Below are 13897 nucleotides of genomic sequence, written 5' to 3' on the forward strand. Positions count from 1 at the left end.
TGCACCTCATACACCGCACATTACGTTGACCGCATTGCGCACAAGCTCCGTCAATTCCGTGCGGGATGTGCCCGCCCGCGCCCGTATCGAAATGCTATGCAACAGGGATGATGCAAGTACGGCGAGGGCGGCTGGGTCGACATCGTCTTTCAACTCACCGGCGCTGACTGCCGCGCGCAGACGCGTTTCGAGATCGGCATCGAGCCGGCTGAGCCGGTCCGCAAGAACCTCTCGTATTGCAGAATCCTCGACGGCTTCGGTCGTCGCCGTGCCGATCGCAAAGCAGCCACGCGGTTGCCCCTCACCCGAGAAGTAGATCGACAACTGCCCCTCATAGAAGCCCATCAGCGCCTGCTTCAATGTCAGGTTTTTGTCCATAAGCGCTTCCTGCATGGCCGCGGAGGCAGATTCCCAATACTGCTCGAGCGCCTTGATGTAGAGCGCGTGCTTGTCACCGAATGCCGCATAGAGGCTGGGGCGATTCATGCCGGCCGCGGTGGCGATGCTATCCAGGGAAGCGCCGGAATATCCGGTGTTCCAGAAAACCCCAAGCGCCTGTTGCAGCGCTGTCTGCGGGTCATATGCGCGGGGGCGGCCTCGGCCTTTGCCCTCTGTAATCTTTTTTTGTGCCATGTCGTACAAAATCCTTGTGTGAGGATGGGCTGCCCTATATTCTTACATCATCGCACAAAATTAAGGAACCAGAAGTTCCTGAATTCAGGTTTGTTGTAGCGGAGCTCGAACTGGGTGTTGCGGCGACGAAACCGGTGCGGTGGAGCGATCCTCCCTGACCGTGCACGGGTTTGCTTTCTCACAGCAATTTTTGCCATCAGGGCCGCAGGCGATTCTCGCAGGTGCTGGCCCGATTTCCCGGTTAAAGGTGTATTCGATCATGACTAAACAGTTCGACATCCCGGCTACGCAGACCTTCGAACAAGCAAGGCCTGACGCGCCCATCAAAAAACCGTTCAAGCAGAAATTTCGGTCCTTGTTGATTGTCGGTTTGCCGGTGCTCTTCGCAGCGCTGGGCTATGCCCGCTATCAAGCAGGCGAGGCGTTCATTTCGACCGATAACGCTTATGCCCGAGTGGCGAAGGCGTCGATCAACGCGCGCATTTCCGGACAAGTCGTCGAAATCGCCGTCGAGGACAACCAACCGGTTCACAAAGGCCAGATGCTGTTTCGGATCGACCCGAAACCGTTTCAGATCGCAGTTGACCGTGCGCAAGCACAGCTGAGCGTGGCTCGGCTGCGCATCGATGGGCTCAAGGCCGGTTATCGCCAGCAGCAGGCTGAACTGCAATCGGCCAAAGAGTCGGCCGATTTCGATCAACGCGAGTTCGCCCGCAAGAAAGCGCTGGTCGCTACCGAGTTCGTCTCGCGGGCGATTTACGAGCGCGCCGACACCGACCTTAAAGTGGCCCGGCAACGCATCGCGTCGATCGAGCAACAGATCGCCAGCACGGTTGTCGCGTTGAACGGTAATCCAGATATCGAAGCCGATAACCACCCGACAGTTCGCGAGGCCAAAGCGCAGTTGGACGAGGCGCAACTCTACCTCTCGTACACGACGGTGTATGCGCCAGACGATGGCATCGTGGCCAAGGTCGACGATTTGCAGGTTGGCAACTATGTCAGCAACGGTGCACCGGCTTTTGCGCTGCTGTCCGATCGGCAGATTTGGGTCGAGGCCAACTTCCGCGAAACGCAGGTGACCCACATGCGCCCCGGCCAGGAAGCAACCATCAGCATCGACACCTATCCCGATCACGTTTTCAAAGCCCACGTGACCAGCATGAGCCCCGGTGCCGGATCGGACTTCGCCTTGCTGCCGCCTGAAAATGCCACCGGCAACTGGGTCAAGGTTGTCCAGCGGGTACCGGTGCGCCTTGAACTCGACGAGGCCGACCCTGCGTTTCCGCTTTATTCGGGTACCAGCGCCACGGTCAAGGTCGATACCGGGTATCACACGCCGTGGTGGCATCCGCTCAAGGCGCTGTTGACTGCAGGTAACTTCTGATGAACGCCAACCCTGTCGGACCTCAAGGTGCGGGAGCATTAAGGTTCGCCGCGCTGCTCGCGACCTATATGCAGTCGGCGAACCTGCCGTTGCCGAATGCGGTACTCAGGTTTATCCAAGGCAGTCTGTCGATGACTGACGACCAGGCAGGCTGGGTATTCACCTCGTACCTCGCGGCGAGCGCCATCACCATGCCGGTTGCGCAGTGGCTCGCCGGGCGTTTTGGCTTGAAGCGGGTTTATCAAGCCGCGCTGGCCTTCTTCGTCCTTGGATTGCTGCTCGCCACAGTTGCGACGACTCCGCTGGAGTTCGTCGGTGCGCGGATTATCCAGGGCCTGGCGAGTGGCGTGCTGGCGCCGCTGTCGATGGCGATCTCAATGGAGACGTTACCACTGGAGAAGCGCGCGAAATTTGGCGCGACGTGGACGGCAATCGTGCTCTTGGGCATCGTCAGCGGCCCGAGCATTGGTGGTTGGGTCAGCGAGCATTTCGGCTGGCGCCCGATCTTCTACATCAGCCTTCCGTTGTCGGCATTCATCTTCCTGGTGATGGCGCTTTTGCTTGCCGAGAAGAAGGCCGAGCAACGTCCGTCGTTCGATTTCTTCGGCTTCGGCAGCTTCACGCTGGCGTTGATCAGCCTGCAAATGTTGCTCGACCGCGGCGAACGCCTTGACTGGTTTGCCTCGACCGAAATCTGGCTGGAAGCGGCGGGCTGCGCGTTGGGGCTGTATCTGTTCGCCGTGCATCTGTTGAGCGAGAAGGTGCATTTCCTCAACAAGCGTCTGTTCAAGGACCGCAACTTCGTACTGTCGACGATTATCTTTTTCGCCGTGGGTTTCGTGCTGTTGTCGACCATGGCACTGACGTCGCCGATGCTGGACGAGATCCTCGGCTATCCGCCTGATACGACAGGTTCGCTGACGATACCGCGTGGTGTGGGGCTGGTAGGGGCTTTCCTGCTGATGGGTCGTGTTCCCGAGCGTTTCGACCGTCGGTGGTTCGTGGCGATTGGCGTGGCCGTGGTGATTTACGCCAACTGGCTGATGCTCGGTTATTCGCCGTTGATGGACTGGTCGCCGGTGGCGATTGCCGGGGCGATCCAGGGGATTGGCATCGGCATCTTGATGCCGTCGCTCACCAAGATCGCGTTCAGCACGCTCGATCCCAAGTTACGCCCTGAAGGCACCGGTTTTTTCAATCTGTCGCGTGTTTACGGGAGCACCCTCGGCGTTGCGATCGTGCAGATTTTCTTCTTCAACAATACGCAAGCGATGCACCTGGCACTGGTCAGCCATCTGACGCCTTATCGCGCCGCTGCGCATGCCGTGCCAATGTCCCTGCAAGCACTGGCGGGGCTCAACGAAATGATCACCGGCCAGGCGGCTTTTATCGCGGTGATCGACCAATTCAAGCTGTTGATGGTGGCGATGCTGGTGGTCAGTCCACTGGTTGTCTTTCTTCGCAAGCCCGTTCCGACCAACTAGTTTTCGTGGAGTTTGCCCAATGAAATCCAATGCGCGCTTCATCAACAGACAGACGTTCAAAACCACGTTCGGTGCGGTGTCGGTTCTTGCGTTCCTGACGGCCTGCACCGTCGGCCCCGACTATCAAATGCAGCCGCCGAGCCTGTCGCAGCACTACGACCAACAGGCCGAGCAGCGTCTCGGCCAGGGCGGCAACCAGCCTGGCGGGCAACACATCAACCTTGGCCAAAAGGTCAGCGGTGACTGGTGGACGGCCTTCCATTCGCAGAAGCTCGACCAGGTTGTGCGTCGCGCCATCGAGGGCAATCTTGAGCTCGTGGCGGCGGATGCAACGATCCGGCAAGCGGCGTCGTCCGTCGCGGCGGCGGAGGGGGCGCTTTATCCGCAGGTCGACTTTGGCGCTCAGGCGGGTCGTCAGCGGGTACACAATGCGAAAGAACCTTCGATCTCCAATTTCTACGCGATCGGGCCGCGGGTCGGTTTTGACCTTGATGCGTTCGGCGGTAACAAGCGGCGGATCGAGCAGCAGCAAGCGTTTGCCGATCTTCAGAAGCATCGATACGAAGCGGCGTACCTGACCCTGACGGGGAATGTCGCCAGCCAGGCATTGTTGGTGGCGTCTGCCAACGCGCAGATGGCAGCCGTCGAAAAGTTGCTCGCCAATGACGCCAAGAACCTCGACCTGGTGCGCAGGGCACACGCCAGTGGCGTCACCACGCAGATCGACGTTTCGCTGGCCGAGACCCGGCTGGCTCAGGACCGCACACTGCTGCCGCCCCTCGCTCAGCAGCGTGATGCCGCGCGCCATGCGCTGTCGATTCTCACGGGCAAAGGCCCTGGCGACTGGATCGCGCCGGACTTCGATTTTGCCGAGTTCGTATTGCCGGCCAACGTGCCGGTGAGTGTGCCTTCGGAAATGGCCCACGGCCGACCGGACGTCCTGCAAGCGGAGGCGGAACTGCACATGGCCAGCGCGGCAGTCGGTGTCGCGACTGCGAACCTCTATCCCCATGTAACGCTGTCCGCCTCGCTGGTACAGGCCGCTTCCGGCAATGGCGGTGCCGCGCTCTGGGGTTTGGCTGCAGGGTTGGCGGGGCCGATCTTCGACGGCGGAACGCTCAAGGCTGAACGTCAGGCTGCCGTCGACGGCTACAAGGCGACGCTCGCCGGTTATCAGCAGACGGTCATTCAGTCGTTCGGCCAGGTCGCGGACTCGTTGCAGGCGATCAACCATGACACCGAGCAAAACCTGGCGCAGGAAGACGCGTTACGCGCTGCAGAAACCAGTTTTCGGTTGAACCAGCAAGCCTATGCGCAAGGCGAGAACAGCATTCTCCAGGTACTGGAAACGGAACGAGCCTACGAGCAAGCGTTGCTGGGGCAAATCCGGGTGAAGACCGCGCAGTATCTCGACACGGTGCAGCTGTATGTAGCCCTCGGTGGTAATTCCGTCGGCGCGTTTGAGCAACGGATTGCCAGTCGCGAAGCACATAACCCTTCGTATCAATAACGGCTACGGCCCCGAACATTGGAGTCAAGAGATGTCTTACGAAGCTTTTCACGATGCACTTCGCGATACCCGGTTTGCGCTGAACCACGGCTCAGGTGAAATGCCGGCCGTTGGGTTTGGCACGCTGTTCAGTGATCTCAGCGTCACCACACAAGCGGTCAAGGACGCCTTGGAAGCGGGCTTTCGCCATTTCGATTGTGCAGAGCGCTATCGCAATGAGGAGAGTGTCGGCGCTGCGATAAAAGAGGTGCTGGAGGCGGGCAAGATCCGCCGGGAGGACGTGTTCATTACCACTAAACTGTGGAACACCAACCATCGTCCCGAGCGAGTCAAACCTACCTTCGAGGCCAGCTGCCGCCGCCTCCAAGTGGACTCTATCGACTGCTACCTGATCCATACGCCGTTTGCCTTTCAACCCGGTGAGAATCAGGACCCGAGAGACGAACAGGGTCGCGTCATCTACGATTCCGGCGTAACACTGATCGAGACCTGGAGGGCTCTTGAACGCCTGGTGGATGAAGGCCGCTGCAAGGCAATCGGCTTGTCTGATATCACGTTGGAAACGTTAAAAGAGATTGTGGCAGTGGCCCGGATCAAACCTGCCGTGGTGCAGGTTGAGTCCCACCCTTATCTGCCGGAATGGGAACTGCTTGAGTTCTGCAAACAGCATGGAATCGTCCTCCTGGCGTTCGCGCCACTGGGCCATGGCATGGAGCCGAAAGTGTTGGAAGATTCGGTGATTACAGGGATCGCCAAGCGCTTGCAGAAGACTCCGGCTCAAGTGGCATTGGCCTGGTCTGTACAACGGGGCGTTGCTTTTTTGACCACGTCCGCTACACCAAGTCATATCAAGGAAAACCTGGATATTTCCACCCTGCCGCATAGGGCGATGCTTGAGATCAAGGAAGATATTACGACCAGGGTACGATTCAACTCGGTCGTGGAAACCGGTGTGCCTGGATTTATTCCACGGAAGAAGTGACACATAACGAGGAGGGCGGTCTTCTGTAAGGCCGGCCCTCTGTAATACACGCCCTTGAGGTGAAAACGATGGACGTTTTCCAGACCATGCGGTTTTTCATGGCTGTTGCTCAGAGCGGCAGTTTTACGGCGGCCGCCGAGCTATTGGACACCACGACAACCAACGTCTCCAAAGCCGTTTCCAGCCTCGAGACCAGGCTTCAAACCCGTCTGATTAACCGCACTACCCGACGCCTGGCGCTCACCGAAGCCGGTGCGCGCTATTTGCAACGATGCGAGAGGATTCTTGACGAGGTACGTGAAGCCGATGAGGAAGCCGGGACCGCTCATACCATGCCGGTGGGCAGGCTGAAAATTCATGCCATGTCAGCCATCGGCAATCATTATGTGATCGATGCCATTGCCAAATACAGAGAGACCCATCCCTCGGTCATGTTTGATTTGACACTGACCAATCGGCTACCCGACTTGCTCGAGGAAGGGTATGACATGTCGATTGTTTTAGCGCGGGATCTGCCCGATTCGGGGTTTGTTGCTCAGCGGCTCGGCATCACTTACAGCATTCTCTGCGCCTCGCCTGCCTATCTGAAGAAACGCGGAATCCCGGACTCTCCGGGTTCTCTTTGTTCACATGATTGTCTGAGGATTGTTAATACGGTAATGCCGGTTGAAAACTGGACATTTGAGGGGCCTGAAGGCGCGGAGTCAATCAATGTCCCCTTGTCTCCCTTTCACATCAACACCGCTGATGGAATGACCGTCGCTATAACAAACGGGATGGGCATCGGTATTCAGCCGATTGCTTCTGCGGTCAATGGCCTCAGGGCCGGCACGTTAGTGCGCGTGTTGCCGGAGTATCGGCTTGAAGAGTTGAATCTATTTGCGATATACCCATCACGAAAATTCGTGGATGCGAAGACAAAGACTTGGGTGGAGTTTCTTAAACATCACATCCCGGGCATGTTGGCCTCCGATGAAAAAATCGTAGGCTCAGGAAAAACATCAGTTTTTGAGTGAGTTGCGCCGCAGGCGTGGAGTGTCGACCCTCCATCGTCCGCACGGTACTCAACCGTTTGAACATCCAGTGCCCATCACTTGATATTGCATGATATGCCGTTGATCGTGGGAGTCTTCATAGGTCATTTGTACCGGGACCGGTTTGCACTCGTCCGGAATCTCTGTGAGGCTAATGACTTTCTTAATGTCGAGCTTCGTTTCGTACGTGTAGATCTCAACAGGTGTCTTGCTGGTCGCGTTAGTTGAATGGCCATCGTCTGCAAAGGCGTGTACGCCTATACCGGCAAGTGCCAGAAGAACCGCAATTTTTAAAGTTTTCATTATCTTCACCGTATCGTCCAAGGTTTACTCGGGGGCCGGGATGATCGTAAAGCTCATCTCGGATTTTCGAGTGACTACCTCGTGAGCTAATGGATACTGACGCTATTGGCTCACTGGGTAGAGACGATGTTAGGTGTTTGAACTTCTTTCAAATAGCGGCCGACTGGACAAACACTGTTGCCGGATTTCGCATGAATAGCCCAAAGATCGCAGGCTCCTACAGGGTATGGGTACGGGTGTACTCAACCTCTGCAGGAACCTGCGATTTTTCTATTTTGGGCTACCCGACAAGGGCGGGGTGCGCGGCGGGATCAAGCGTTTCGTCCCCGTCGACTCGAACGCCGAAGCCAGGCGAAGCAGCGTCGAGTCGTCATAGGCGCGGCCGGCAAATGTCAGCCCGACGGGCATGCCGATGTCCGGCATGACGCCCATCGGCACCGTGACCGTGGGAACGCCCAGGTGGCGGATGGCGAGATTGCCGTTGGCAACCCATACCCCGTTACTCCACGCGATGTCCGCAGACTTCGGATCGACATCGGCATTCGCCGGCCCAACGTCGGCTACCGTAGGGAAAATCACCGCGTCGAGCCCCAGCCGATCCATCCATTCCTCCAGATCGATTCGACGGGTCAGTTCCAGCCCGCGCAGTCCATCCGGCAGCGTGTCGATCTGGTTCCACGGCGTAATGCCGCGTTCGGCCATCCGCACATACTCGTCCATGCCGGCGGCAAGGTCGCCCTCGCGGTTGGGCAGCGTCCCCGGGTCGTGGGGGAAAATCAGCGGCCCGTTCACGTCGATCAGGCGATTGAGTTTTGGATCGCCGTTGGCTCGCAGAAAATCATCGAACGCCCAGGCCGTCAGATCCCACAACTCATGGTGTAGGAACTCTTTGGACACCAGGCCCCGGTTAAACACCGTCGGTGCCCCAGGACGATCGCCCTCGCAATTGGAAACCAGCGGGAAATCGACCTCGAGCACTTCAGCGCCGGCCGCTTCGAGTGTCTTGCGCGCCTGCTCCCAGAGCCCGATCACGGAGGGGCGGGTGTTGATGCGCTGGCCCGTCGGCCCACCGATACCAGGCGCATCGCTGGTGCCCGCGTCGGGATCGGCGTTGATGTACATGCGAGGCACGCCGAAGCGCTTTCCTTTCAGCGCATCGCTTTTCGCGGCCAGCGATCCGTAGGAAACGGGGCGCACCGAAGCGACGCTCGGAATCGGCACCCAGGGTTGCATCCGCCACAGATCGCCGCGTGTGTCGGGATCATCGGCCACCACCACATCGAGCACTTCGAGCAGGTCCGCCATCGTCCGGGCAAACGGCACGACCACGTCCATCGTCGGCGTCAACGGCCAGTTGCCCCGCACCGAGATCACCCCACGCGAAGGCGTATAGGCGCACAAACCGTTGTTCGAGGCAGGGCCACGTCCGCTCGACCAGGTTTCTTCCGCCAGACCGAAGGCCGCGAAACTGGCGGCGGTTGCGGTGCCTGCGCCGTTCGATGAACCCGAGGCAAAAGGGGCGGTGAGGTAGTCGGCGTTGTAAGGACTCTCGGCCCGGCCATACACGCCGCGCTGCATGCCGCCGTTGGCCATGGGTGGCATATTGGTCTTGCCCAGGCAGATCGCCCCGGCACCGCGAAGCCGTTCGATGGTGAACGCATCGCGATAAGCAATCAGGTTGGCGAAGGCGGGACTTCCAGAGGCGGCGGTCAGCCCCTTCACCAGATAACTGTCCTTGGCTGTATAGGGGATGCCATCGAGCGGCCCCAGCGTCTCGCCTTTGGCCCGACGGGCATCGGACGCCTGTGCTTCCTTGAGCGCATCGGGGTTGCGAACCACCACCGCGTTGAGGGCGGTGGGCGTGTTGGCGCCGTCGTAGGCGTCGATCCGGGCCAGATAGGCCTGCACAAGCTCAACCGCCGTGGTCCGGCCGGACTCGAGCGCAGCACGCAGCTCGGCAATGGAAACCTCGGTGACCTCGATCATGCTGTTACCACCGGCTGTTGATGGGGGGCGCTGTGAATCTTTCCATCGCGCTGGATTTTGGGCTCAGAGACATCATTTCTCTCAAAATGGGGGTTCATATCGGTTCTCGTTGCACTGCATTACGCGACAGTATCGGAGAACTCATGGCCCTCTGTCATTCGCCGAACACCTCTGCGCTCTGAAACCGATGAGGCTGCGTGAAGGGTATTTGCCTAGTTGCCATCCGCCACCTTGCGTTCTATCTCGGCTATTTTTCGACGGAGCTCTTCAGCCTCCTGCTCCTGGGTTTTAGTCGTGGCCTGATCTTCACCGTCGAGGTCACTGTCGCTGTCCTCAAGCTCTCTTTTGACCACATCGGCGGGTTTATCAGATGTAGCGGTGGGCGGGGTGTTCGAGGTTGGTTCTGATTCGACGTCGTTAACACTGTTATCGTTGTTCATTTCGCTTACCTCCGTTGGCCTACACATTGGATTCAGCGATAGGGTCTGAGTTCGAGATTTTTTCGACATGCCAGCCCACAGGTTTCGCGGTTTGACTGACGGCGGAGCTCTAAAGACGGCCGTGATAAGCCGCTTCGAAAATTTCTGCCGCGCCATTTCGTGTCAATGGCAGCGGATTGCCGCCGGCGCAGGGATCGACAATCGCCATGTCGGCGATCAGGTCGGCCTGCTGATCATCCACCCCCAGCTCCACCAGCGTATGCGGCACGCCGATGTCCTTGCGCAGTTTGAGGACGAAGGCCATAAAACTGTCGAAGCCCGGGGAGGGCAGGCGCAGATACGCCGCCAGACGGGTGATGCGTTCCTCGATGGCCGGGCGATTGAACTTCAGCACATACGGCATGAACGTGGCATTGGTCATGCCGTGGTGGGTGTCATACAGGGCGCCCACCGGATGCGAGAGCGCGTGCATTCCTCCCAGGCCTTTCTGGAACGCAGTGGCGCCCATCGCCGCCGCCGCCAGCATTTGTGCGCGCGCGTCGAGGTCGGAAGGGGTGTGCACTGCCCGCACCAGGGCATTGGCCACCAGGCGCATGCCTTCCACCGCGATGCCTTCGGCCATGGGATGAAAACCGGGAGCGCAGTAGGATTCCAGGCAATGGGAAAACGCGTCCATGCCGGTGCCGGCGGTGACCTTGGCCGGCATACCGACGGTGAGGGCCGGGTCGCTGATGACCACCTTCGGCATCATCTTCGGATGGAAAATGATGCGTTTGGTGTGCGTGCGCTCGTCGATGATCACCGCCGCACGACCGACCTCGGAACCGGTGCCCGCCGTGGTCGGCACCGCGATGATCGGGGCGATGCGGCTTTCGTCGGCGCGTGTCCAGTAGTCGCCGATGTCTTCGAAATCCCACACCGGTCGGGTCTGGCCGCTCATGAAGGCGATGAGCTTGCCCATGTCCAGGCCACTGCCACCGCCGAACGCCACCACGCCGTCATGGTTGCCGGCGCGCCAGGCGTCGAGCCCACCGGCCAGGTTGGCTTCAACGGGGTTGGGCTTGAGGTCGCAGAACAGTGCGACACCGAGGCCGGCGGCGCGCAAGGACTCCAGCGCCGCCGTGGTGATCGGCGCACGCGCCAGGCCACTGTCGGTGACCAGCAACGGTCGCTGGATCCCTTGGCTGCGGCAGACTTCCACCAGTTCGGCGATGCGGCCGACACCGAAGCGGATGCTCGTGGGGTAGTTCCAGTTCGCGGTCAGGCTCATGGCTCAGATCTCGTGGCGCAAGTGGAAGGATTTGGCTCGGGTCAGGTGTTCATAGCCCAGGCGCGACAGCGTTACGCCGCGCCCGCTGTTCTTCACCCCGGTCCAGGCCAGGGCCGGGTCCAGGTAATCGCAGCGGTTCATGAACACGGTGCCTGTGGCAATCTCGTTGCCGATGCGTTCGGCGGCGGCCAGGTCTTGCGTCCAGATCGAGGCGCTGAGCCCAAACTCGCTGTCGTTCATCAAGGCGATGGCTTCGTCGTCGCTGGCCACCGGCATGATGCCCACCACCGGGCCGAAGCTTTCTTCGCGCATCACCGACATGTGATGGGTGACGTCCACCAACACCTGCGGCGCGAGGTAGGCGCTGCCCGGCGGGCCGGCGGCGAAGTCCTTTGGATCGATCAGCGCCCTGGCCCCTTGTGCCAGGGCATCGGCGATCTGCTTGCGAACGAACTCAGCGGCGCCCGGTGTGACCATTGGCCCGAGGGTGGTGGCTTCGTCCAGCGGGTTGCCCAGCACGTATTGACGGGTCAGGGCAGCGAAGCGCTCGACAAAGGCCGGGTAGATTTTTTCATCGACATAAATCCGTTCGACGGCACAGCAGCTCTGCCCGGAGTTGAAGAAGCTGCCGTCCACCAGGTTTTCCACCGCATGCTCAAGGTTGGCATCTGCCCGGACGTAGGCCGGGTCTTTGCCGCCAAGCTCCAACCCCACGCTGAGGAAACCTCCGACGGCCGCGTGTTCCATGGCCTCGCCGCCGCTGACAGAACCGGTGAAGTTCACCTGCTGCACCCGTCCGGAGGTAATGATCGCCGCGGCATAGACATGACTGAGCAACAGGTTATGGAACAGCCCTTCGGGCAGATGGGCGCGGCGAAAGGCTTCGGCGAAACGCTCCCCGACCAGCAGCGTTTGCGTGGCGTGTTTGAGGATCACGCTGTTGCCCGCCATCAGCGCCGGGATGATCGTATTCACCGCCGTCAAATACGGATAATTCCACGGCGCGACGACCAGCACCGTACCCAGCGGCTCGCGTTTGATATAGCGCCGAAAACCCGCGACAGGCGTGGGCTCTATCGCTGCCAACGCTTCAGGCGCAATGGCGATCATATGCCGGGCACGTTCTTCGAAACCGCGCAGTTCGCCAGCGCCGAAGCGTATCGGGCGGCCCATCTGCCAGGCCAATTCCGGCACGATCTCATCCTTCATCGCCAGCATCGCGTCCACGGCAGCGCTGCAAAACGCGGCACGCTCGCTCAGAGGTCGGCGTTTCCATTGCGCCTGGGCGGTTTCGGCCGCCGTCAGGGCTTGCTCGATCTGTACCGCATCGGCACGGCGGCGTTCGGCATAGACCCGGCCATCGACCGGGGAGATAAGTTGAACGGTCTCAGTCATGGCGTGCTCAATAGCGCTCGAAGCCGCGCTGCAGTTCCCAGTCGGTTATCCGTCGGTCGTACTCTTTCTGTTCCCAGTCGGCGGTGTGCACGTAGTGGTCGATCACTTCATCACCGAACGCCTCGCGCAACATGCTCGACGCCTTGAGGGCGGCGCAGGCCTCGCGCAGGGTTTTCGACACTTCAGGCAAATGCTCATCGACATAGGCATCGCCCTCGAACGGCGCCGCGAGTTCGAGCTTTTCGTCGATCCCGGCCAGGCCTGCGGCGATCAACGCGGCGAAGGCCAGATAGGGGTTGAGGTCGGCCCCGCCGATGCGGCATTCGATGCGGATGGCTTTACTGCCTTCGGCGCACAAACGAAAGCCGGCGGTGCGATTGTCCCGGCTCCAGACCGCCCGCGTCGGCGCGAAGGTGCCGGCCTGAAAGCGCTTGTACGAGTTGATGTAGGGCGCCAGAAAACAGGTGATGTCGTTAGCGTATTTGAGCTGCCCGGCGACCCACGAGCGCATCAGCTTCGACATGCCGAACTCGGCCTTGGAGTCGAAGAACAGTGACTTTTTGCCGTTCTTGTCCCACAGCGAATTGTGGATGTGGCTGCTGGAACCGGCCGCGTCATAGCGCCACTTGGCCATGAACGTAATCGCCTTGCCTTGCAGTTGCGCGATCTCTTTGCAGGCGTGCTTGATGATGACGTGGTGGTCGGCCATGGTCATGGCATCGGCATAACGGATGTTGATTTCTTCCTGGCCCGGCCCCCATTCGCCCTTGGAGTTTTCCACGGGAATGCCGCAGGCCTGCAGGTGCTTGCGAATCGCCCGCAGCACTGGCTCCTCGCGGGTGGTCTGCAGGATGTTGTAATCCTCGATGTAATGGCCGGCGGTCTTCGGCTGGTGGTAATTGCGCTCGTGGATCGCCTGGTAACTTTCGTCGAACAGATAGAACTCCAGCTCAGAGGCGAACATGCCGGTATAGCCGCGCTCGCGCAGGCGCTCGACCTGTTTTTTCAGGATCGCTCGCGGGCTGTGGGGCAGGTCTTTTCTGTGGTGATGATCGAGCACATCGCAGAGCACCAGCGCCGTGCATTCCAGCCACGGCACACGCCGCAACGTGGACATGTCGGGTTTGAGCACAAAGTCGCCATAGCCTTTGCTCCAACTGGCAGCGGCGTAACCCGGCACCGGTTCCATGTCGATGTCGTCGGCCAGCAGGTAATTGCAGCAGTGGGTTTCTTCGTGGCCGCTGTCGATGAAAAATTCGACCTGGAAGCGCTTGCCGACCAGTCGCCCCTGCATATCGACCATGCACACCAGCACGGTATCGATCTCGCCGGCGGCAGCGGCGCGTTTGAGTGCTTCGAAGCTGAGGAGGGGCTCGGTCATCGCGTCAGTCCTGCGTGAATGATCTGGACCTGTCTGAAATAGCTGTTGCAGACGCTCTCCAGAAAAAATCCAAACCTGCAGACGCGAGCATC

General features: G+C 59.8%; 12 protein-coding genes. 5 read left to right on the plus strand and 7 right to left on the minus strand.

Annotation, left to right across the window (positions count from 1 at the left end):
• Positions 1-6: 6 nt before the first annotated feature.
• A complete protein-coding gene (locus tag PSH69_RS12510; RefSeq protein ID WP_305412265.1) occupies positions 7-633 on the minus strand; it encodes a TetR/AcrR family transcriptional regulator in 627 nt (208 codons plus the stop codon).
• Positions 634-892: 259 nt separating this feature from the next.
• On the opposite strand from PSH69_RS12510, the gene PSH69_RS12515 reads away from it, so the two are divergent.
• From PSH69_RS12515 to PSH69_RS12535, 5 genes are all read left to right on the plus strand, one after another.
• Positions 893-2020: an HlyD family secretion protein gene (locus PSH69_RS12515; protein ID WP_305412266.1), complete on the plus strand. Its 1128-nt coding sequence runs from the start codon at positions 893-895 to the stop codon at positions 2018-2020.
• Positions 2020-3504, plus strand: coding sequence for a DHA2 family efflux MFS transporter permease subunit (locus PSH69_RS12520; RefSeq protein ID WP_305412268.1), 1485 nt, complete (start codon positions 2020-2022; stop codon positions 3502-3504). The genes PSH69_RS12515 and PSH69_RS12520 overlap by 1 nt, the downstream gene beginning before the upstream one ends.
• Before the next feature lie 19 nt (positions 3505-3523).
• Positions 3524-5014: an efflux transporter outer membrane subunit gene (locus PSH69_RS12525; RefSeq protein ID WP_305412269.1), complete on the plus strand. Its 1491-nt coding sequence runs from the start codon at positions 3524-3526 to the stop codon at positions 5012-5014.
• A gap of 31 nt (positions 5015-5045) precedes the next feature.
• Entirely contained in the window at positions 5046-5996 is a 951-nt protein-coding gene (locus PSH69_RS12530) for an aldo/keto reductase (protein ID WP_305412271.1), read from the plus strand.
• 68 nt (positions 5997-6064) lie between these two features.
• Positions 6065-7012 (plus strand): LysR family transcriptional regulator, encoded by a 948-nt coding sequence (locus PSH69_RS12535; protein ID WP_305412273.1) that lies wholly within the window; start codon positions 6065-6067, stop codon positions 7010-7012.
• Positions 7013-7060: 48 nt separating this feature from the next.
• Here the strand turns inward: PSH69_RS12535 and PSH69_RS12540 are convergent, their stop codons facing one another.
• From PSH69_RS12540 to PSH69_RS12565, 6 genes are all read right to left on the minus strand, one after another.
• Positions 7061-7333 carry a DUF2790 domain-containing protein gene (locus PSH69_RS12540; RefSeq protein ID WP_305412274.1) on the minus strand — a complete coding sequence of 91 codons (273 nt, stop codon included), beginning with the start codon at positions 7331-7333 and terminating at the stop codon, positions 7061-7063.
• A gap of 270 nt (positions 7334-7603) precedes the next feature.
• Complete coding sequence (locus tag PSH69_RS12545) at positions 7604-9319, minus strand: amidase (protein WP_305412277.1); 1716 nt, start codon at positions 9317-9319, stop codon at positions 7604-7606.
• Between the two features lie 212 nt (positions 9320-9531).
• The gene (locus tag PSH69_RS12550) at positions 9532-9759 is read right to left on the minus strand and encodes a hypothetical protein (protein ID WP_305412278.1); all 228 of its coding nucleotides are present in this window, start codon (positions 9757-9759) and stop codon (positions 9532-9534) included.
• Between the two features lie 109 nt (positions 9760-9868).
• Positions 9869-11029: an iron-containing alcohol dehydrogenase gene (locus PSH69_RS12555; RefSeq protein ID WP_305412279.1), complete on the minus strand. Its 1161-nt coding sequence runs from the start codon at positions 11027-11029 to the stop codon at positions 9869-9871.
• Between the two features lie 3 nt (positions 11030-11032).
• Positions 11033-12424 carry an aldehyde dehydrogenase family protein gene (locus PSH69_RS12560; protein WP_305412280.1) on the minus strand — a complete coding sequence of 464 codons (1392 nt, stop codon included), beginning with the start codon at positions 12422-12424 and terminating at the stop codon, positions 11033-11035.
• 7 nt (positions 12425-12431) lie between these two features.
• Positions 12432-13805, minus strand: a complete 1374-nt coding sequence (locus tag PSH69_RS12565) for a glutamine synthetase family protein (RefSeq protein WP_305412281.1) — start codon at positions 13803-13805, stop codon at positions 12432-12434.
• Positions 13806-13897 lie beyond the last annotated feature (92 nt).

Source organism: Pseudomonas sp. FP1740, from assembly GCF_030687165.1.
In the GTDB taxonomy this organism is placed as follows: domain Bacteria; phylum Pseudomonadota; class Gammaproteobacteria; order Pseudomonadales; family Pseudomonadaceae; genus Aquipseudomonas.

Coding starts and splice junctions, on each gene's coding strand:
- PSH69_RS12510 (WP_305412265.1), bottom strand. CDS start 633: ATGGCACAAAAAAAGATTACAGAGGGCAAAGGCCGAGGCCGCCCCCGC.
- PSH69_RS12515 (WP_305412266.1), top strand. CDS start 893: ATGACTAAACAGTTCGACATCCCGGCTACGCAGACCTTCGAACAAGCA.
- PSH69_RS12520 (WP_305412268.1), top strand. CDS start 2,020: ATGAACGCCAACCCTGTCGGACCTCAAGGTGCGGGAGCATTAAGGTTC.
- PSH69_RS12525 (WP_305412269.1), top strand. CDS start 3,524: ATGAAATCCAATGCGCGCTTCATCAACAGACAGACGTTCAAAACCACG.
- PSH69_RS12530 (WP_305412271.1), top strand. CDS start 5,046: ATGTCTTACGAAGCTTTTCACGATGCACTTCGCGATACCCGGTTTGCG.
- PSH69_RS12535 (WP_305412273.1), top strand. CDS start 6,065: ATGGACGTTTTCCAGACCATGCGGTTTTTCATGGCTGTTGCTCAGAGC.
- PSH69_RS12540 (WP_305412274.1), bottom strand. CDS start 7,333: ATGAAAACTTTAAAAATTGCGGTTCTTCTGGCACTTGCCGGTATAGGC.
- PSH69_RS12545 (WP_305412277.1), bottom strand. CDS start 9,319: ATGATCGAGGTCACCGAGGTTTCCATTGCCGAGCTGCGTGCTGCGCTC.
- PSH69_RS12550 (WP_305412278.1), bottom strand. CDS start 9,759: ATGAACAACGATAACAGTGTTAACGACGTCGAATCAGAACCAACCTCG.
- PSH69_RS12555 (WP_305412279.1), bottom strand. CDS start 11,029: ATGAGCCTGACCGCGAACTGGAACTACCCCACGAGCATCCGCTTCGGT.
- PSH69_RS12560 (WP_305412280.1), bottom strand. CDS start 12,424: ATGACTGAGACCGTTCAACTTATCTCCCCGGTCGATGGCCGGGTCTAT.
- PSH69_RS12565 (WP_305412281.1), bottom strand. CDS start 13,805: ATGACCGAGCCCCTCCTCAGCTTCGAAGCACTCAAACGCGCCGCTGCC.